An 18,005-nucleotide genomic window follows, 5' to 3' on the forward strand; every position below is an offset into this window, starting at 1 on the left:
TCGGTCAGGTCGGGCGCGGCGGCATGACGCGGGGCGGGAACGGAGCGGCGACGCCGGGCGTTCGGGCGGCATGAACAGGAATGATCTCGACCGCCCGGCCAAGCCCGAGGACGACTTCTCCATCGACGAGGAGAAGGGCAAGCCGGTGCGCGGCGCGGAGGATATCGACGGCAAGGACCACGATCCGAAGCCGAAGGATCCCAAGGAGCGCGCGACGGGTCACGACAGCGCCGACTGACCGTCCGGGGCCAGCGCCTTCTCCATGAAGACCGAGCTGCCGTTCTCGGCATAGGGGCCGAACGGGCCGCGCTGCACGTAGCCCGTGCGGGCGTAGAGGCGCATCGCCTCCGCCAGCTCGTGCCCCGTCTCCAGCCGCAGGAGCGGCAGGCCCTCCTCCGCCGCGACGTCCTCGAGCCGGGCGAGCAGGGCCCGGCCCACGCCGCGGCCCCGCGCCGCCTCGGCGGTGAAGAGGGACTTCACCTCGCCGTAGCCCTCGTGGATCGCCAGCGCGGCGGTGCCGAGCGCGCTCTCTCCCTCCATCGCGGCGAAGAGCCGGACATGGGGCGCGGCCAGCTCCTCCAGCCCGAGGAAGTTGTTCTGCTCGGGCGTGTAGAGGCGGCGCATCAGGGCATGCGACGCCTCGAGCAGGGCGCGGGGGCCGGGGTCGAAGGGCGAGACGCGGAGGATCCGGATCATGCCGAGAGGGCCGCCGCGATCGCCTCCCGGTCGAGGCCGGCCTCGCCGATCACGACCAGCCGGGTGGCGCGGGGATCGGCCCCGAAGGGGCGGTCGTAATGGGTGTCGACGCGCGGGCCGACGGCCTGCAGCGTCAGGCGCATCGGCTTGCCCTGCACGGCGGCGAAGCCCTTCAGCCGCAGGATGTCGTGGGCGCGGATCGTGTCGGCCACCACCTGCGCGAAGGCGGCGGGGTCGGTCACCTCGCCCCGCTCGACGACGAAGGTCTCGAAATCGTCGTGGCCGTGCTCGTGCTCGTGCTCGTGGTCCTCGTCGTCGTCGTGGTGATGGTGGTGGATCTCGGCCCGGGCCTCGGCATCGCCCTCGGCGGCGCGGCCCTGGCCCAGCAGCACCTCGACCGGCAGCGCGCCCTTCGTCGCGCGAATCACCTGCACGCCGGGCCGCGCCTCGCCGCGGAGCCGCGCGGACAGCGCCTCGGCCCCTTCGGCGCCGAGGAGGTCGGCCTTGTTCACGACGATCATGTCGGCGCAGGCGATCTGGTCCTCGAAGAGCTCGCTCAGCGGCGTCTCGTGGTCGATGTTCTCGTCCGCGGCGCGCTGGCGGTCCACCGCGGCGACGTCATGGGCGAAGCGCCCTTCCTCCACCGCCTTGCCGTCGACGACCGTCACCACCCCGTCCACCGTGACGCGGCCCGCGATGGCCGGCCAGTTGAACGCGCGGACCAGCGGCTGCGGCAGGGCGAGGCCGGAGGTCTCGATCACGATGTGGTCGGGCCGGTCCTCGCGCTCGAGCAGCGCCTCGAGCGTGGGGACGAAATCCTCGGCCACGGTGCAGCAGATGCAGCCGTTCGACAGCTCGACGATGTCCTCGTCGCGGCAGGATTCGACGCCGCAGCCGCGCAGGATCTCGCCGTCCACGCCGAGATCGCCGAACTCGTTGACGATGAGCGCGATGCGGCGGCCCTGCGCGTTCTCCAGCATGTGGCGGATCAGCGTGGTCTTTCCGGCGCCGAGAAAGCCGGTGACGATGGTGGCGGGGATCTTCGCGGGCATGGGGGCCTCCGGGGCAAACGGCGAAAGGGCGGCCCCCGGGTCGGGGGCCGCCTGTCGGGCAGGTCGGGCGGGGATCAGGCGGCCCGGAACAGCCGCGGCGTGACGAGGGCGGAGCCGCGCAGGCCGCGCATCCCCTTCGCCGCGCCGAGCACGGCGAGGTCCACCAGCGGCTCGATCAGGATCACCGTCATGTAGGCCGCGCCGAAGGTCGCGACCGAGGAGAAGCCGGCGAAGCCCTGGCCCCAGACCGCCCAGAACGCGACCCAGGCGACGACGCCGCCCTGGAACGCGGTCGAGAGGGCGAGGGTCTGGCCGTAGGTCAGGTCGACATAGGCGGTGCCGGGGGCGATCACGCGCCGCGCCAGCGCGGCGACGGCGAAGAGCGGCACCAGCAGCGTGGTCACGTTCATCCCGTATTGCGGCAGGTCGAACGGCGCGAAGAACAGGCCCTGCAGCAGCAGGCCCATCGCCAGCCCGATCGCGGCGGGGGCCGCGCCCAGGATCAGGAACAGGGTGGAGCCGAGGATGAAATGCACCTCGCTCACGCCGACCGGGTAATGCGGCAGCACCTGGAAGAAGGTGAAGGTGGCGGCGGTGGCCATTGCCGAGCGCGCGGCCAGCGAGGCGGCGCCCGTCTCGCGCAGCGCGTCCAGCGCCAGCTTGCCGGCCACGAGGGCCGATCCGGTCGCGGTCGCGGCGCCGAGCAGCAGCTTGGCCCCGGCGACGATGCCGTGTTCGATATGCATTGGTCTGTCTCCTCTCCCGTCCCACCGACGGGTTGGTTTTTCATCGCGTGACAGGCCGGTCTCCTGGCTCGCGGGTCGCAGCGACCTGCCGCCTTCCCGGGGGCGTCGCCCCCAGTGGCCTCTGGCAGGCCGCTCGCCGCTTACAGTCGCGGGGGCGGCTGCGGAATTGGGCCTCCGCCTGGGATCGGCCCGCACCGCATTCCCGTTTCATCCCCGGGCGCTTCGCTGCCCGGACGGGGAACCTTCACGCGCCCTTGATGGTCCGGCGGACCGGGCCGGGTCAAGCGCAGCTTTTCAGTCGATCCAGTCCGGGGCGGGTCCGTTCCACAGGCGGTTCGGGTTGTCCTCGTCCAGGCCGCGCCGGTGCAGGGCGCGGTGGCCGGGGGACAGCAGGATCACCGGCTCCTCGTAGGGATGCGTGGCGTAGATCGCGCGCAAAGCCGGCTCCAGCGCCGCGTCGGGCAGGAAGACCCGCAGCGACAGGACCCGCGCCTCGACCACGTCCTCCGTCGCCGGGTTGCGGGCGGTCGGCAGGGTGCGGAAGCGCTGGATCCCCTCGGCCGAGGTGAAGGAGACGCGGTCGTAGTCGCCGTAGCCGAGGCCGGCGGCGTCCTCGATCGCGCGGCGGACGCGTGTCGCGGTCGAGGCGGGCACCTCCACCACCAGGATCGTGCCCGATTCGATGGCGTAGCGGTCGGCGGGGGCGGGGACGGTCATCGGCAGTCCTTCCGGCAGGGCGGGAGGGGGCACGGGACCATGCGCCGCGCCCGCGGAAAAGCGATATCTTGTGGAGAAGCGCCGCCGATCCCGCCGCATCTGGGGCGACCCCGTTGACGGACGGCCCCCCGCCCGGCACCCTTGCCCGCAACAAGAAGAGCAGCCCCCGGACCCGCCCCATGCGCTTCACGCGCCTTCGCCTCAACGGCTTCAAGAGCTTCGTCGACCCCACGGACCTCGTCATCCATGACGGGCTGACCGGAATCGTCGGGCCGAACGGCTGCGGCAAGTCCAACCTGCTGGAGGCGCTGCGCTGGGTCATGGGCGAGAACCGCCCGACCGCGATGCGCGGCGGCGGGATGGAGGACGTGATCTTCGCCGGCGCGGCCACCCGCCCGGCGCGGAACTACGCCGAGGTCTCGCTCCATATCGACAATTCCGAGCGGCTCGCCCCCGCCGCCTTCAACGATGCGGACGAACTCGACATCGTCCGGCGCATCACGCGCGACGCGGGCAGCGCCTACAAGGTCGGGACGAAGGACGTGCGCGCCCGCGACGTGCAGATGCTCTTCGCCGACGCCTCCACCGGATCGCATTCCCCCGCGCTGGTGCGGCAGGGGCAGATCAGCGAGCTGATCAATGCCCGCCCCCAGAACCGGCGCCGCATCCTCGAGGAGGCGGCCGGGATCTCGGGCCTCTATGCCCGCCGCCACGAGGCCGAACTGAAGCTCAAGGGGGCGGAAGCGAATCTCGCCCGGGTCGACGACGTGATCGAGCAGCTGGCCGCGCAGCTCGCCTCGCTCGCCCGGCAGGCGCGGACCGCCGCGCGCTACCGCGAGATCGGCGAGCGGCTGCGCCGGGCCGAGGGGCTGCTGCTCTACCGGCGCTGGTCCGATGCCGAGGCCGCGCGCGTCTCCGCTTTCGCCGCCCTGCGCGAGCGCGCCGCCGCCTCCGTCGCGGCCGAGCGGGACGCGGCGGCCGCCACCGAGGCGCGCGAGGGGGCCGAGGCCGCGCTGCCGCCCCTGCGCGAGGAGGATGGTGTGGCCGCCGCGATCCTGCAGCGCCTGCAGGTCCAGCGCGACACGGCCGAGGCCGAGGCGGGCCGCGCCCGCGGCGCGATCTCGGCCCTGACCGGCCGGCTCGCCCAGATCGACAAGGACATGGAGCGCGAGACCGCCCTCAACGCCGATGCCGGCGAGACCATCGCCCGGCTGCGCGCGGAGGCGTCCGCACTCGAGGCGGCGGGGCAGGGCCACCCGCAGGCCCTCGCCGCCGCCGAGGAGGGCGCGCGCGAGGCGGCCGAGGTGCTGGCGGCGCGCGAATCGGACCTGTCCGCCCAGACCGAGGAGGTGGCCCGCCTCGCCGCGCGCCACCAATCGGCGCGGCGGCAGGTCGAGGACGGCCGCCGCACGCTGGACAAGGCCGGGCGCGAGGCCGAGCGGGCCCGCGCCGCCCTCGCCGAGGCGACCGCGAAGGTCGGCAGCGCCGGCACCGACCTCGCCGCCGCCGAGGCGGCGGAGGCGCAGGCCGCCGCCACCGCCCGCAATGCCGATTCCACGCTCGCCGCGGCCGAGGCCGCCCGCGCCGAGACGCAGGGCGAGGAGGCCGAGGCCCGCGCCGCCCGCTCGGAGGCGGAGGGCGAGGCGACGGCGCTCAGGGCCGAGGTGGCGGCGCTGGCGCGGCTCGTCGACCGCGACCGGGTCGAGGGCGGCTCGGTCATGGATCTGCTGAGCGTCGAGAGCGGCTACGAGACCGCGCTCGGCGCCGCGCTGGCCGACGACCTGCGGGCCCCGCTCGCCGGGCCGGGCGCCGCGACCGGCTGGGCGGCGCTGCCGCCCTACGACGCGGCGCAGCCCCTGCCGGCCGGCGCGCGGCCGCTGGCCGAGGTGGTGCAGGTGCCGGACGTGCTCGCCCGCCGGATCGCGCAGGTCGGCCTCGTCGCGGCGGCGGAGGGGCCCCGCCTGCAGGCCGCGCTCCGCCCCGGGCAGCGCCTCGTCAGCGCCGAGGGGGATCTGTGGCGCTGGGACGGGTTCCGCGCCGGGGCGGCGGATGCCCCCTCGGCCGCGGCGCTGCGACTGCGCCAGGTCAACCGGCTGACCGCGATGCGCCGCGACCTCGACGCGGCCGAGGCGGCGGCCGACGCGGCCCGCGCCGCGCACGAGGCGCTGGCCGGGCGCCTGTCCGCCCTGACGGAGGCCGACGCGCAGGCCCGCGCCGCCCGTCGCGACGCCGACCGGCTGGTGGCCGAGGCGAACCGCCGCCTCGCCCGGGCCGAGGCCGACCGCGATCTCGCCGCCGGCCGGCGCGAGAGCGCCGCCCTCGCCGTCACGCGCCACGAGGAGGAGGCGGCGGAAGCCGCCCGCGCCCTCGCCGCCGCCGAGGCCGGGGCGGAAAAGCTGGGCGACCTGGAAGCCGCCCGCGGCGTCGCGGCGGATCTCAAGACGACGGTCGAGGCCGCGCGCATCACGATGATGTCCCGCCGCTCGGCGCTGGACGAGACCCGCCGCGAGGGCGAGGCGCGCGCCCGCCGCGCCGCCGAGGTGGCGCGCGAGCTGGCCACCTGGACCGGCCGCCTCGACACCGCCTCGAAGCGCGCGGACGAGCTGTCGCAGCGCCGCGACCAGACCGAGAGCCAGCTGGCCGAGGCCCGCCGGCGCCCCGACGAGATCGCCGCCCGCCAGGCCGAGACGGCGAAGGCCATCGCAGAAGCCGAGTCCCGGCGCGCCGGCGCGGCCGAGGCGCTGGAAGCCGCCGAGGCCGCCCTGCGGGGCGCCGCCCTGCACGAGCGCGACGCCGAACGCGCCGCCTCCGACAGCCGGGAGGCCCGCGCCGGGGCCGAGGCCCGCGCCGAGGCCGCGCGCGAGACCGTCGCCGCCGCCGAGGCCCGGATCGCCGAGGCGCTGGAGACCACGCCCGCCGCCCTCGCCGATACGCTGGGCGGGACGGAGGGCCTGCCTCCCGCCGACGCGATCGAGGGCGAGGTCGCGGCGCTGCGCCGCCAGCGCGACGGGCTGGGCGCGGTGAACCTGCGCGCCGAGGAGGATGCGCGCGAGGTGCAGGCCGAGCACGACACGCTGGTCACCGAGAAGGCCGATCTCGAGGCCGCCATCGCGACGCTTCGCTCCGGCATCGCTTCGCTCAACAAGGAGGGGCGCGAGCGGCTGCTGACCGCCTTCGACGAGGTGAACGGCAATTTCTCGACCCTCTTCACCCATCTCTTCGGGGGCGGCGAGGCCAAGCTGACGCTGGTCGAGAGCGACGACCCGCTCGAGGCGGGGCTCGAGATCCTCTGCCAGCCGCCCGGCAAGAAGCTCTCGACCCTGTCGCTCCTGTCGGGCGGAGAGCAGACGCTGACGGCGCTGGCGCTGATCTTCGCCGTGTTCCTGGCCAATCCCGCCCCGATCTGCGTGCTCGACGAGGTGGACGCCCCGCTCGACGACGCCAACGTCACGCGGTTCTGCGACCTCCTCGACGAGATGACGCGCCGGACCCGCACCCGCTTTCTCATCATCACCCACCACGCGGTGACCATGAGCCGGATGGACCGGCTCTTCGGCGTGACGATGGGCGAGCAGGGGGTCAGCCAGCTGGTCTCGGTCGACCTGCGCAAGGCCGAGGCGCTGGTCGCCTGACCGGGCAGGGGCGGTCAGGGGAAGGGACGGCGGAGCGGGGCGGACGGGTCCGCGCCGGGATCGGGCCGCCCGCGACGCGTCCGTGTCCGTCTTCCCGCTCCGTGCGCCGGGATCGGGCTGCTGGCAACGCCTTCGAGTCCCGTCCCGCGCGCCGGGCTCGGCGCCTCAGTTCAGCGGGATCGCGCTGCCCGCCTTGCCGGACTGGTAGGCCGCCGACAGCGCGTCGTATTCGGCGGCGATGCGGGCCTTGCGGGCCCGCAGCGCCCCGGCCTCCGGCCCGCCGATCAGGTCGTCCACCGACCGCGCCGCGAAGAAGTCGTTGTCGCGCCGGTAGCCCCCATCCGCCACGCCGAACACCTCCGCCATGATGCGCAGGTCGTGCGGAATGGCAAAGGCGTCGCGGCTGTCCTCGTAGGTGAAGAGGTAGACGATCCGGTCGAACCCCGCCCAGGTGATCGCGGCCAGACACATCGGGCAGGGTTCGTGCGTGGAGACGAAGACGAAATCCTTCGGGTCGCGCCGCCCGAGCACCGGATGCTCGTGCAGCTTCTTTATCAGGTGGACCTCGCCGTGCCACAGCGGGTTCTCCGTCTCGTTGTTCGTCTCGGCGAAGGCGGTGGCGAGGCCGTCCTTCTCCAGCAGCGCCGCGCCGAAGATCTTGTTGCCGCGCGCGACGCCCGCGCGGGTGAGCGGCAGCACGTCCTCCTCGATGGCGGCGAGGGTGCGCGCGGCGAGGCGGGGGTCGGTGGCGGCGTCGGTCATGGCGGGTCTCCTGTCGCGGGGGAGGCTAGCCCCGCCCGGCGGCGCCCGGAAGGCGGAACCGCAGGGGCGGGGCGGGGGTAGGGGCGGCATGCGCCGCTTCGCCCCCGATCTCGCCACCATCCTCGTCCTCGCCCTCGCCGCCGGGGGGCTCTGGGCGTTTCTCGAACTCGGCGACGCGGTCGGCGAGGGCGACTGGACCGGCTTCGACAGCGCCGTGATGCTGGCGCTGCGGGCGCAGGACGACCTCTCCGACCCGGTCGGCCCGCACTGGGTCGAGATCGCGATGCGCGACGTCACCGGCCTCGGAGGGGTGGCGCTGCTGACGCTGGTGGTGATCGGCGGGGCGATCTGGCTCTGGCTGCGACGGGACGCGGGCACGGCGCTCTACCTCGTGGCGGCGACGGGGCTCGGCATGCTGCTCTCGCCGCTGTTCAAGACGCTCTACGACCGGCCGCGCCCCGATCTCGTGCCGCATGGCACGCTCGTCTCCTCCGCGTCCTTCCCCTCGGGGCACACGCTGATGGCGACGGTGGTCTGGCTGACGCTGGGCCTGCTCGTCGCGCGCCGGGTGGAGCGGCGGCGCGAGCGCGGTTTCGTCCTGACGATCGCGGTCTGCATCGCGCTCGCGGTCGGGATCAGCCGGGTCTATCTCGGCGTGCACTGGCCGACCGACGTCCTCGCCGGCTGGGCGCTGGGCGCGGTCTGGGCGCTGCTCTGGGCGCAGGGCGCCCGTCTCCTGGCGCGGCGGGGCCGCCTGCGCGGCGCCGAAGGCGGCGACTGAGCGGGGGGCGGACGGCCGGTGGGGCCGGCGCTGGGGTGGGTGCGACCCACCCTGCGGGGGCAGGGCGAGGGTCGCCTTACGGGGCAAGGGCAGGATAGCGCGGGGGTGATGCGGCTGCGGTCGCCCGGCTTGCGCCGGGGTGGGCGCGACCCACCCTGCGGACACGGCGAGGGGCGTCGTCCGGCGCGGGGGCAGTACAGCGCGGGGGTGATGCGGCGTCGGTCGTCCGGCCGGCGCTGGGGTGCGTGCGACCCACCCTGCGGGGGCGGCGAGGGGCGTCGTCCGGCGCGGGGGCAGTACAGCGCGGGGGTGATGCGGCGTCGGTCGCCCGGCCGGCGCTGGGGTGCGTGCGACCCACCCTGCGGGGGCGGGGCGCGGGTCGTCTCCCGGGGGGCATCGAGGCCGGGGCGGGGACAGCCCACCGCGTATCCGATCCTCCGGCGGAACCGCTCCCGCGCCGCGCCCTAGAGCAGGCCCGCCTCGACGAAGGCCGCCTTCATGTCGCGCTGCGGGCGCGGGCCGACATGGCCGATCACCTCGGCCGCGCACATCACCCCCATGCGGGCCGCCACGCCGAGGTCGAGCCCCCGCGCCACGCCGTAGAGGAAGCCGGCCGCGAACTGGTCGCCCGCGCCGGTCGCGTCGACCGGCGTGACCCGCTGCACCGGCGCCTCGAAGGCCCGGTCCCCCTGCCGCACCAGCACGCTCTCGCCCGACCGGGTGCAGGCCACGATGCCGCAGACCGCCGCCGCGCGGTCCAGCGCCGCGCCGAGGTCGTCCGTCTCGTAGAGCGTCATCCATTCCTTCTCGTTGCCGATGGCGATGTCCATCTCGTGCTCGATCAGGCGCTGGAAGTCCGACCGGTGCCGTTCGGCGCAGAACGGGTCCGAGATGGTGATGCAGGCCCGGCCCCCGGCGGCATGCATCCGGCGCGCCGCTTCGGCGAAGGCGGTCTTCCCCTCGTCCTTGTCGAAGAGGTAGCCCTCGAGGAACAGGATCCCCTCGCCCTCGAAGATCTCCGGCACATCGGCGGAGGAGATGTCGGCCCCGGCGCCGAGATAGGTGTTCATGCTCCGCTCCCCGTCCTCGGAGACGAAGATCATCGAGCGCGAGGTCGGCGCCTCGGTCTTCTTGGGCGGGTTCGGGAAGGCGGTGCCGGCCTCTTCCAGTGCGCGGGCGTAGAACCGGCCGAGCGCGTCGTCCTTCACCTTGCCGATGAAGGCGGTCGACAGGCCGAGCGCGCCGATCCCCGCGATCGTGTTGCCGACGCTGCCGCCCGGCGTCTCGGTCCGGTCGCGCATCGCGGCGTAGAGCAGCTCGGCCCGCTCGCGGTCGATCAGCTGCATGATCCCCTTCTCGATCGCCATCTGGTCGAGGAACAGGTCCGAGGCGTGGGAGATCACGTCGACGATGGCATTGCCGATGCCGATCACGTCGTAGGGCATGGGGCGGGTCCTTCTGGCGGGGCGGTCGGAGGGGGCGGGCCGCCTCCGGCGGGAGTGGGTGGGAGCATGCGAAGGGGGGCGGGCGCCCCCGGGATCACAGGGGGGGGGGGGGGGCCTTGCGCGGCGGCGGGGCGGGCGGGGTCTTGTCCTCGAAGGGACAGAGATCGGCGATCAGGCAATCGGGGCAGCGCGGCCTGCGGGCGAGGCAGATGTAGCGGCCGTGCAGGATCAGCCAGTGATGGGCGTGCTGCTGGAACTCGGCCGGGACGTGGTCCTCGATGGCGCGCTCCACCGCGTCGACATCCTTGCCGGGCGCGATCCCGGTGCGGTTGCCGACCCGGAAGATATGGGTGTCGACCGCCTGGGCGGGGTGGCGGAACCACATGTTCAGTACCACGTTCGCGGTCTTGCGCCCGACCCCGGGCAGCGCGGTCAGCGCCGCGCGCGAGGACGGCACCTCGCCGCCATGCTCCTCGACCAGGATGCGGCTGAGCCGGATGACGTTCTTCGCCTTCTGGCGGTAGAGGCCGATGGTCCGGATATGCTCGGTCAGGCCCTCCTCGCCGAGGTCGAGCATCTTCTGCGGCGTGTCGGCGACGGCGAACAGGGCGCGGGTCGCCTTGTTGACGCCGGCATCCGTCGCCTGCGCCGACAGCGCCACGGCCACGACCAGCGTGTAGGCGTTGACGTGTTCGAGCTCGCCCTTCGGCTCGGGCTCCGCGGCGCGGAAGCGGGCGAAGATCTCGCGGATCGTGGAATAGGGAAGCTGTCTCGCCATCGCAGGTCCACATGCCCCGAGGGCCCCGCGAAGGGCAAGGGCAAAGCCGGACGGGCGCGAGGTGGCGCCCGCGCGGGCCGCGGCGTCCCGCGTCCCGCCTCCCGGGGCCGCCCGGGGGGCGAATCCGCAAGGACCGGATCGCGTGGCGGCGGCCGGGGCGCTAGTCTTCCCCCCGAGGACGACGGAGAGCCCGATGGACCAGAACCCCTACCATTACGCCGTGATGGCCCGCGCGATCGCCGCCATCGACGCGCGCGGCGGCGAGACGCTGCCGCTGGCCGACCTCGCCGCCGAGATCGGCCTCTCTCCCGCGCATTTCCAGCGCGTCTTCTCGGCCTGGGCCGGGGTCTCGCCCAAGCGGCTGCAGCAATACCTCACCCTCGGCCATGCCAAGGCGCTGCTGCGCGAGCGGCGCACGACGCTGGACACGGCCGGGGCGGTGGGACTGTCGGGCGTGTCGCGGCTGCACGACCTCTTCCTGCGGTGGGAGGCGATGAGCCCCGGCGACTTCGCGGCCGGGGGGGCGGGTCTGACGATCCGCCGGGGCATCTTCCCCAGCCCTTTCGGAGAGGTGCTGGCGATGGGGACCGGGCGCGGGCTCTGCGGCCTCGCCTTCACCGCCCAGACGGGCCGCGACGCGGCCGAGGCGGACCTGCGCGGCCGCTGGCCCGGGGCGCGCTATGCCGACGATCCCGGGGCGCTGGAGCCCTGGGTCCGGGCCGCCTTCGCGCAACGCGGCGAGGCGCGGCTGCATCTGGTCGGCGCGCCGTTCCAGATCAAGGTCTGGGAGGCGCTGATGACCATCCCCTCCGGGCAGGTGACCACCTATTCCGACCTCGCCGCCGCGATCGGCCATCCGCGCGCGGTGCGGGCGGTCGGCACCGCCGTCGGGCGCAACCCCGTCTCCTTCCTGATCCCCTGCCACCGCGCCCTGCGCAAGTCCGGCGGGCTCGGCGGCTATCACTGGGGCCTGCCGGTGAAGCGCGCGATCCTGGCCTGGGAGAGCGCGCGGGCGGATGCGGACGCCGCATGACCGAGGGAGGAGAGGAGACAGGGGCGAGGGGCTCAGGGGGAGGGGCCCGGGATCCGGGCCGCGCGCCCCCGCCGGCAGGGCGCGGAAAATCGCCCGGCGAGCCTCTAGCGCGGCCGCGATATTGGCTATCAGCCCGTATCGTCCTAGCTCGCCCGTCAGAACGGCCACGAAAGGGCCGACTCGCCACGCACCAGGAACGGACGCTCCCATGACTCTCGCATTCAAGGCCCCCCTCGCCATCCTCGCCGTCTCCACCCTCGGCCTCGCCGCCTGCCAGGCGCCGCTGCCGGGCCAGACGACCGAGAACCAGGACCGCGGCGCGCTGATCGGCGCCGGCCTCGGCGCGCTTGCCGGCGTCGCCTCGGGCGACGACCGGGCCGAGCGCATCGAGCGCGGCCTCGGCGGCGCGATCGTCGGCGCCGGGATCGGCGGCGCGATCGGCAACCAGCTCGACCGCCAGGAAGCGGAACTGCGCCAGCAGCTCGGCGGCAATGTCGACATCGTCAACAACGGCAACCAGCTCGTCGTGACGCTGCCGCAGGACATCCTCTTCGCCACCGACAGCGCGACGCTGACCGGGTCGCTGACGAACGACCTGCGGACCGTCGCCGCGTCGCTCAACCGCTACCCGAACACGACCGTGAACGTGATCGGCCATACCGACAACACGGGTGCCGCCGCCTACAACCAGTCGCTGTCCGAGCGCCGCGCCCAGGCCGTGGCCTCGGTGCTGACCCAGTCCGGCGTCGCGCCGAGCCGGATCCGCGCCATCGGCCGCGGCGAGGACCAGCCGGTCGCGACCAACCTCTCGGCCGAGGGGCGCCAGCAGAACCGCCGCGTCGAGATCATCATCACGCCGAACGCCTGATCCCGGGGGGCCCCCGCCCCGCTCGACAGGACCAAGAAGGGCCGTCCCGCCGGGGCGGCCCTTCCTGCGCCAGGATGGTCCGGCCCGCACCGCCCGGCCCGGGCGCCCCGGCCGTCGCTTCGCGCCGCCCTCCCCCCTTCGCGGGGTCGCAAATACCGTCCGCCCCCTCCGCCCCGCGCCGGCGCGGGGCGCCGGTCGCCGCGTTTCGCGGTTTCGCACGGTCCCGAAGGCCGACCGCCCTGTCCCCCGCACCGCCCGGCCCGGGCGCCCCGGCCGACGCTTCGCGCCGCCCTCCCCCCCTTCGCAGGGTCGCAAATACCGTCCGCCCCCTCCGCTCCGAGTTGCCGTGCCGGCGCGGGGCGCCGGTCGCCGCGTTTCGCGGTTTCGCACGGTCCCGAAGGCCGACCGCCCTGTCCCCCCCACCGCCCGGCCCGGGCGCCCCGGCCGTCGCTTCGCGCCGCCCTCCCCCGCTTCGCAGGGTCGCAAATACCGTCCGTCCCCTCCGCCCCGCGCTGCCGGGCCGGCGCGGGGCGCGGACTGGGCGGGATCCGTCTCAGGGCAGGATCTGCGCCAGCCTCAGGGCGGCGATGCGTTCCACCTGCCGGCAGGCCTCGGCGAATTCGGTCTCGCGGTCCTGGTCCAGCCGCCGCTCGCAGGCGTGCAGGATCCCCGCCTTGTCGTGGTCGCGCACCGCAATGATGAAGGGAAAGCCGAATCGGGCCGTGTAGGCGGCGTTCAGCCGCTCGAAGGTCGCGCGCTCGTCGTCGGTCAGCGCGTCGAGCCCGGCGCTCGCCTGTTCGGACGAGCTGTCCGCCGTCAGGCGCCTCGCGGCGGCCAGCTTGCCGGCGAGGTCGGGATGGGCCCGCAGGACGCCGAGCCGTTCCTCCGCCGAGGCGCTGCGGAACATCCGTGCCAGTGCGTGGCCCAGCCCCTGCGCGGTGTCGTGGGCGGGTCCGAGCTCGAGCGCGAAGGCCCGCTCCGCGATCCAGGGGGAATGCTCGTAGATGCCGCCGAACCGGGCGAGGAACGTCTCCCTGTCCATCGCGCTCGGCCGTTCGCGCGGGACGGGCGGATGGGCCCGCGCCCAGTGCTCCGCCAGCTCGATGCGGCGGGGGAACCAGACCCCCTCCTGCGCGCGGGCATGCTCGAGGAAGCGGCGCAGCCCCGCGATCTTGCCCGGTCGGCCGACGAGCCGGCAATGGAGGCCGACGCTCATCATCGCCGCCTTTCCGGCCGCCCCTTCGGCGTAGAGCGTGTCGAAGGCGTCGACGAGATACTCCTCGAAGTCGCGCCCCGTGACCCAGCCGGGCGCGGTGGCGAAGCGCATGTCGTTCGCTTCCAGCGTGTAGGGGATCACGAGCTGGTCGCGGTCGCCGAAGCGCATCCAGTGCGGCAGGTCGTCGTCGTAGGTGTCGGAGACGTAGTCGAATGCCCCGCTCTCGGCCACGAGGCGGACCGTGTTCGCGCTGCAGCGCCCGGTATACCAGCCGCGCGGCGGCGTGCCGACCACCTCGGTGTGGAGCCGGATCGCCTCGGCGATCGCGGCGCGCTCCTCCGCCTCGGGCATGTCCTTGTGCTCGACCCATTTCAGCCCGTGCGAGGCGATCTCCCAGCCGGCCGTCTTCATCGCCGCGACCTGCGCGGGCGAGCGGGCGAGGGCGGTGGCGACGCCGTAGACCGTGAGCGGGATGTCCATCCCGGTGAAGAGCCGGTGCAGCCGCCAGAACCCGGCCCGGGCGCCGTAATCGTAGATCGATTCCATGTTCCAGTGCCGCTGTCCCGGCCAGGGCTGGGCGCCGGGAATGTCGGAGAGGAACCCCTCCGAGGCGGCATCCCCGTGCAGCAGGCTGTTCTCGCCCCCTTCCTCGTAGTTCAGCACGATCTGCACCGCGATCCGCGCGCCGCCGGGCCAGCCGGCATCGGGCCGGTCGGGGCCGTATCCGTAGGTGTCGCGGGGATAGCGGTCGGGCATGGAAAGGAACCTCCGGGCAGGATCGCGGCAGGGTAGGCCGCCGGTCGAGGAGGGTCCAGCGGGACGGCGCTCGGCTGACGCCATCGCCCCGCCCGCCGTCCCGCTCCCGCTCTCGCCCCCGTCCCCGTCCCCGTCCCGGACGCCGGAGGGGCGGGACGGGGCGCGAGGGGGCGGGATCGGAGGGGCTGGCTCCCCCGGGGGGGCGGCCGGGCAAGCGGGCGCCGGGGCTTGCGATGCGGGGCGATCCCGCCGCAGATGGGACGGAGACGTCACGACAGGAGCGCGCCATGGCCGGCTGGCTGACCACCCATGTTCTCGACACCGCGCGCGGCCGTCCCGCCGAGGGGCTGGAGATCGTCCTCTACCGCCTCGGGGGCGAGCGCGCGGAGATCGCCCGCAAGGTGACCGATGCCGACGGCCGCACCGACGGGCCGATCCTGCCCGAGGCCGCCTTCGCGATCGGGACCTACGAGCTGATCTTCCATGCCGGGGCCTATCTGCGCCTCTCGGGGCAGGCGGGCGGCGGGGTCGGGGCCGGGCCGCTCTTCCTCGACGAGGTGCCGATCCGCTTCGGCATGGCGGAGGCGGCGCATTACCACGTGCCGCTCCTGCTCTCGCCCTACGGCTATTCGACCTACCGGGGCAGCTGAGGGCGATGATCCTGGGGCTCGACCACGTGCAGCTCGCCATGCCGGAGGGCGGGGAGGACGCGGCGCGCGCCTTCTTCGTCGGGCTGCTCGGCATGGCGGAGGTGGAGAAGCCCGCCGCCCTCGCCGGGCGGGGCGGGCTGTGGCTGCGCGGCGGGGACGCGGTGCTGCATCTGGGAGTGGAGGCGCCCTTCGCCCCGGCGCGCAAGGCGCATCCGGCCTTCGTCGTCGGCGCGCTGGACGAGGTCCGGGCCCGGCTGGAGGCGGCGGGTCTGGCGGTGCGCCCGGATGCGGACCTGCCGGGGATCCGCCGCGTCTTCGTCGAGGATCCGTTCGGCAACCGGATCGAGCTTCTGGAGCGGGCCCGGGACTGAGTTCCGACCGCCGGCCGTGGCGTCGCGGGAGGAGGGGGCGTCCCGCCCCCGCGCCTGCGGCGCCCCCCCTGGGAGTATTTCGGGCAAGGCAAGGGAGGGAGGGGCGCCCGGGCCCCGCCCGGGGGGGCGACCGCCCGTCCGCGGCCGGGGAGGGGGGACGCCCTCGATGCGCCTTCGCGGGAATCCGGCGGCGTCGGGCCGGGAGAGGGTCTGCCCGCCCCGGCGCCCGCGGCGGCCGCGGCGGCCGCGGCGCGCCCCGGGGAGAGTGGCGGGAGAACGGGGGGTGTGCCCCGGCCCGCCAGGCGGCGGGGCGCGGGCGGGGCGGGCGGCCCGCCGACCTGCGGCGTCCGCCCTTCCGGTCGGAAGCGGCCTTCTGTAGCCTGCCCTCCGGAAGCCGCGAGGAGACGCGCATGTACGACTGGATCCTGCTGCTCGACTGGGTCGAGTTCGCCGTGCGCTGGCTGCACGTAATCACCGCCATCGCCTGGATCGGGTCGTCCTTCTACTTCATCGCGCTCGACCTCGGCCTGCACCGGGACCGGGCGCTCGCCTCCGGGGCGGATGGCGAGGAATGGCAGGTGCACGGGGGCGGGTTCTACCACGTGCAGAAATACCTCGTCGCGCCCGAGCGGATGCCGGACGACCTCGTCTGGTTCAAGTGGGAGGCCTATTCGACCTGGCTGTCGGGCGCGGCGCTCCTGATCCTCGTCTACTGGCTGGGGGGCGAGCTCTACCTGATCGACCGGACCGTGCTGGACATCGCCGTCTGGCAGGGGGCGGCGATCTCGGCCGCGAGCCTCGCCTTCGGCTGGGTGGTCTACGACCGGATCTGCAAGGGGCTGGTGAGCGCGGACCAGAGCTGGGTCATGGTCCTGCTCTTCGCCGTGCTGGTGGGGATGGCGCTGTTCTACACGAACGTGTTCAGCGGGCGGGCGGCGCTGCTGCATCTGGGCGCCTTCACCGCGACGATCATGTCGGCGAACGTCTTCTTCGTCATCATGCCGAACCAGCGGATCGTGGTGGCGGACCTCAAGGCGGGCAAGAAGCCCGACGCGATCTACGGCAGGATCGCCAAGCAGCGCTCGACCCACAACAACTACCTGACGCTGCCCGTCCTGTTCCTGATGCTGTCGAACCATTACCCGCTGGCCTTCGCCTCGCCCTACAACTGGGCGATCGCCTGCCTCGTCTTCCTGATGGGGGTGACGATCCGGCACTGGTTCAACACCGTCCATGCCCGCAAGGGCCGACCGCACTGGACCTGGGGGGCGACGGCGGTCCTCTTCGTCGCGATCGTCTGGTTGTCCAGCCCCCGCGTCTACGAGTGGACCGAGGCGGCGGAGGCCGCCGCTCCGGCGGACTTCGCCCTGCGTTTCGCCGAGGCCGAGGGCTTCGACGAGGTGCATGGCATCGTCCTGGGCCGCTGTTCGATGTGCCACGCGGCCGAGCCGGCCTGGGCGGGGATGATGTGGCCGCCCAAGGGCGTGATGCTCGAGACGCGGGCGCAGGTGGCCGAGGCGGCGCGCGAGATCTACCTGCAGGCCGGGATCAGCCACGCGATGCCGCCGGGCAACCTGTCGGGCATCACGGACGAGGAGCGCGGCCGCATCGTCGCGTGGTTCAGGGAGGCAGGGGCATGAGCAACTGGGTCTTCACGCCGGAGGTGCCGGCCCATCTCGATACGGTGGACGGGGCGCGCTACCGGGTGCGGCGGATCTTCTGCATCGGGCGCAACTACGCGGCCCATGCCGCCGAGATGGGGAACGAGGTCGACCGCGCGGCGCCGTTCCACTTCACCAAGACGCCGGATCACCTGGTCCGGTCCCCGGCAGCGACGCCCTATCCGAGGGGCACGGCCGACCTGCACCACGAGATCGAATACGTGATCGCGCTGGGCGAGGGGGGCGCGGTCTGGGGCCATGCGACCGGCCTCGACATGACGCGGCGCGACCTGCAGGGGCAGGCCAAGGACAAGCGGCGCCCCTGGGATGCGGGCAAGGATTTCGAGGGCAGCGCGGTCATCGGCCCGCTCTCGCGGCAGGCCCCCGCGCCGGGGGCCCGGATCACGCTGGAGGTGGACGGGCAGGTGCGGCAGGACGCGACGCTGGACGAGATGATCCACGACGTGCCGGCGCTGCTGCGCTACCTTTCCGGGCTGCACGAACTGGGGCCCGGGGACCTGGTGATGACGGGGACGCCCGCCGGGGTCGGCGCGGTCGGTCCCGGGGCGCGGCTGGTCGGGCAGGTCGCGGGGCTGGAGCCGGTGGACCTGACGCTGGGCTGAACGGGGGCGGGGCCGGGGAGCGGCGCCGGGCGATCCGGCACGCACCCGCACGGCGGACCTGCCGGGTCTGCCGCTGCGGTCCGGCTCCGGGCGTGGGCACCGTCGACGGAAGATGGCGGCAGGTTGCCTCGCCGGCGGGGAAACCCCGGGGGCCGGATGCCGTCCCCCGGATCCTGCCGGGGCGGGCGAGGCTGGGGTGATCCCCGTGGCCGGGGCGG

Annotated in this window: 17 protein-coding genes and 1 riboswitch; of the genes, 9 read left to right on the top strand and 8 right to left on the bottom strand. The window is 74.3% G+C overall.

Going from position 1 to position 18,005, the window contains the following annotated elements:
* Positions 1 to 70 precede the first annotated feature (70 nt).
* Positions 71 to 238 (top strand): hypothetical protein, encoded by a 168-nt coding sequence (locus BUE30_RS17775; RefSeq protein WP_170865628.1) that lies wholly within the window; start codon positions 71 to 73, stop codon positions 236 to 238.
* On the opposite strand, the gene BUE30_RS08655 is transcribed toward BUE30_RS17775, so the two are convergent.
* From BUE30_RS08655 to BUE30_RS08670, 4 genes are all read right to left on the bottom strand, one after another.
* On the bottom strand, positions 220 to 696 hold the full coding sequence (locus BUE30_RS08655) for a GNAT family N-acetyltransferase (RefSeq protein ID WP_073328643.1): 477 nt from the start codon (positions 694 to 696) through the stop codon (positions 220 to 222). The two genes, BUE30_RS17775 and BUE30_RS08655, sit on opposite strands and share 19 nt — an antisense overlap.
* Positions 693 to 1,748, bottom strand: a complete 1,056-nt coding sequence (cobW, locus tag BUE30_RS08660) for a cobalamin biosynthesis protein CobW (RefSeq protein ID WP_073328649.1) — start codon at positions 1,746 to 1,748, stop codon at positions 693 to 695. The genes BUE30_RS08655 and cobW overlap by 4 nt, the downstream gene beginning before the upstream one ends.
* Positions 1,749 to 1,822: 74 nt before the next feature.
* A complete protein-coding gene (locus tag BUE30_RS08665; RefSeq protein WP_073328653.1) occupies positions 1,823 to 2,494 on the bottom strand; it encodes an energy-coupling factor ABC transporter permease in 672 nt (223 codons plus the stop codon).
* 35 nt (positions 2,495 to 2,529) lie between these two features.
* Positions 2,530 to 2,755, bottom strand: a riboswitch (cobalamin riboswitch).
* Positions 2,756 to 2,788: 33 nt separating this feature from the next.
* Complete coding sequence (locus BUE30_RS08670) at positions 2,789 to 3,211, bottom strand: YqfO family protein (RefSeq protein WP_073328659.1); 423 nt, start codon at positions 3,209 to 3,211, stop codon at positions 2,789 to 2,791.
* A 179-nt stretch (positions 3,212 to 3,390) separates the two neighbouring features.
* Between BUE30_RS08670 and smc the strand changes: the two genes are divergently transcribed.
* Positions 3,391 to 6,843, top strand: coding sequence for a chromosome segregation protein SMC (gene smc, locus BUE30_RS08675; protein ID WP_073328664.1), 3,453 nt, complete (start codon positions 3,391 to 3,393; stop codon positions 6,841 to 6,843).
* Positions 6,844 to 7,008: 165 nt separating this feature from the next.
* On the opposite strand, the gene BUE30_RS08680 is transcribed toward smc, so the two are convergent.
* The gene (locus tag BUE30_RS08680; protein ID WP_073328669.1) at positions 7,009 to 7,605 is read right to left on the bottom strand and encodes a deaminase; all 597 of its coding nucleotides are present in this window, start codon (positions 7,603 to 7,605) and stop codon (positions 7,009 to 7,011) included.
* Positions 7,606 to 7,693: 88 nt separating this feature from the next.
* Between BUE30_RS08680 and BUE30_RS08685 the strand changes: the two genes are divergently transcribed.
* Positions 7,694 to 8,386, top strand: a complete 693-nt coding sequence (locus BUE30_RS08685) for a phosphatase PAP2 family protein (protein WP_073328673.1) — start codon at positions 7,694 to 7,696, stop codon at positions 8,384 to 8,386.
* Positions 8,387 to 8,850: 464 nt separating this feature from the next.
* Here the strand turns inward: BUE30_RS08685 and BUE30_RS08690 are convergent, their stop codons facing one another.
* Both BUE30_RS08690 and nth read right to left on the bottom strand, forming a co-directional pair.
* The gene (locus BUE30_RS08690; protein WP_073328677.1) at positions 8,851 to 9,831 is read right to left on the bottom strand and encodes an adenosine kinase; all 981 of its coding nucleotides are present in this window, start codon (positions 9,829 to 9,831) and stop codon (positions 8,851 to 8,853) included.
* Positions 9,832 to 9,925: 94 nt separating this feature from the next.
* Positions 9,926 to 10,609, bottom strand: coding sequence for an endonuclease III (gene nth, locus BUE30_RS08695; RefSeq protein ID WP_073328682.1), 684 nt, complete (start codon positions 10,607 to 10,609; stop codon positions 9,926 to 9,928).
* A 193-nt stretch (positions 10,610 to 10,802) separates the two neighbouring features.
* Between nth and BUE30_RS08700 the strand changes: the two genes are divergently transcribed.
* Together BUE30_RS08700 and BUE30_RS08705 are read left to right on the top strand one after the other, a co-directional pair.
* A complete protein-coding gene (locus BUE30_RS08700) occupies positions 10,803 to 11,642 on the top strand; it encodes a methylated-DNA--[protein]-cysteine S-methyltransferase (protein WP_073328687.1) in 840 nt (279 codons plus the stop codon).
* Positions 11,643 to 11,850: 208 nt separating this feature from the next.
* Positions 11,851 to 12,510: a YiaD family glycine zipper/OmpA-like lipoprotein gene (locus tag BUE30_RS08705; protein WP_073328690.1), complete on the top strand. Its 660-nt coding sequence runs from the start codon at positions 11,851 to 11,853 to the stop codon at positions 12,508 to 12,510.
* 553 nt (positions 12,511 to 13,063) lie between these two features.
* Here the strand turns inward: BUE30_RS08705 and puuE are convergent.
* Positions 13,064 to 14,482, bottom strand: coding sequence for an allantoinase PuuE (puuE, locus tag BUE30_RS08710; RefSeq protein WP_073328695.1), 1,419 nt, complete (start codon positions 14,480 to 14,482; stop codon positions 13,064 to 13,066).
* Positions 14,483 to 14,769: 287 nt separating this feature from the next.
* On the opposite strand from puuE, the gene uraH reads away from it, so the two are divergent.
* The 4 genes from uraH to BUE30_RS08730 all read left to right on the top strand — a co-directional run bounded on the left by uraH (position 14,770) and on the right by BUE30_RS08730 (position 17,787).
* Entirely contained in the window at positions 14,770 to 15,132 is a 363-nt protein-coding gene (uraH, locus tag BUE30_RS08715; protein WP_073328700.1) for a hydroxyisourate hydrolase, read from the top strand.
* A 5-nt stretch (positions 15,133 to 15,137) separates the two neighbouring features.
* Positions 15,138 to 15,503 carry a VOC family protein gene (locus BUE30_RS08720; RefSeq protein WP_073328705.1) on the top strand — a complete coding sequence of 122 codons (366 nt, stop codon included), beginning with the start codon at positions 15,138 to 15,140 and terminating at the stop codon, positions 15,501 to 15,503.
* 410 nt (positions 15,504 to 15,913) lie between these two features.
* Positions 15,914 to 17,143 (top strand): urate hydroxylase PuuD, encoded by a 1,230-nt coding sequence (locus BUE30_RS08725; protein WP_073328709.1) that lies wholly within the window; start codon positions 15,914 to 15,916, stop codon positions 17,141 to 17,143.
* A complete protein-coding gene (locus BUE30_RS08730) occupies positions 17,140 to 17,787 on the top strand; it encodes a fumarylacetoacetate hydrolase family protein (RefSeq protein WP_073328713.1) in 648 nt (215 codons plus the stop codon). The genes BUE30_RS08725 and BUE30_RS08730 overlap by 4 nt, the downstream gene beginning before the upstream one ends.
* Positions 17,788 to 18,005 lie beyond the last annotated feature (218 nt).

The sequence above is a fragment of the Wenxinia saemankumensis genome, from assembly GCF_900141735.1.
Lineage (GTDB): Bacteria > Pseudomonadota > Alphaproteobacteria > Rhodobacterales > Rhodobacteraceae > Wenxinia > Wenxinia saemankumensis.

Coding starts and splice junctions, on each gene's coding strand:
- BUE30_RS17775 (WP_170865628.1), top strand. CDS start 71: ATGAACAGGAATGATCTCGACCGCCCGGCCAAGCCCGAGGACGACTTC.
- BUE30_RS08655 (WP_073328643.1), bottom strand. CDS start 696: ATGATCCGGATCCTCCGCGTCTCGCCCTTCGACCCCGGCCCCCGCGCC.
- cobW (WP_073328649.1), bottom strand. CDS start 1,748: ATGCCCGCGAAGATCCCCGCCACCATCGTCACCGGCTTTCTCGGCGCC.
- BUE30_RS08665 (WP_073328653.1), bottom strand. CDS start 2,494: ATGCATATCGAACACGGCATCGTCGCCGGGGCCAAGCTGCTGCTCGGC.
- BUE30_RS08670 (WP_073328659.1), bottom strand. CDS start 3,211: ATGACCGTCCCCGCCCCCGCCGACCGCTACGCCATCGAATCGGGCACG.
- smc (WP_073328664.1), top strand. CDS start 3,391: ATGCGCTTCACGCGCCTTCGCCTCAACGGCTTCAAGAGCTTCGTCGAC.
- BUE30_RS08680 (WP_073328669.1), bottom strand. CDS start 7,605: ATGACCGACGCCGCCACCGACCCCCGCCTCGCCGCGCGCACCCTCGCC.
- BUE30_RS08685 (WP_073328673.1), top strand. CDS start 7,694: ATGCGCCGCTTCGCCCCCGATCTCGCCACCATCCTCGTCCTCGCCCTC.
- BUE30_RS08690 (WP_073328677.1), bottom strand. CDS start 9,831: ATGCCCTACGACGTGATCGGCATCGGCAATGCCATCGTCGACGTGATC.
- nth (WP_073328682.1), bottom strand. CDS start 10,609: ATGGCGAGACAGCTTCCCTATTCCACGATCCGCGAGATCTTCGCCCGC.
- BUE30_RS08700 (WP_073328687.1), top strand. CDS start 10,803: ATGGACCAGAACCCCTACCATTACGCCGTGATGGCCCGCGCGATCGCC.
- BUE30_RS08705 (WP_073328690.1), top strand. CDS start 11,851: ATGACTCTCGCATTCAAGGCCCCCCTCGCCATCCTCGCCGTCTCCACC.
- puuE (WP_073328695.1), bottom strand. CDS start 14,482: ATGCCCGACCGCTATCCCCGCGACACCTACGGATACGGCCCCGACCGG.
- uraH (WP_073328700.1), top strand. CDS start 14,770: ATGGCCGGCTGGCTGACCACCCATGTTCTCGACACCGCGCGCGGCCGT.
- BUE30_RS08720 (WP_073328705.1), top strand. CDS start 15,138: ATGATCCTGGGGCTCGACCACGTGCAGCTCGCCATGCCGGAGGGCGGG.
- BUE30_RS08725 (WP_073328709.1), top strand. CDS start 15,914: ATGTACGACTGGATCCTGCTGCTCGACTGGGTCGAGTTCGCCGTGCGC.
- BUE30_RS08730 (WP_073328713.1), top strand. CDS start 17,140: ATGAGCAACTGGGTCTTCACGCCGGAGGTGCCGGCCCATCTCGATACG.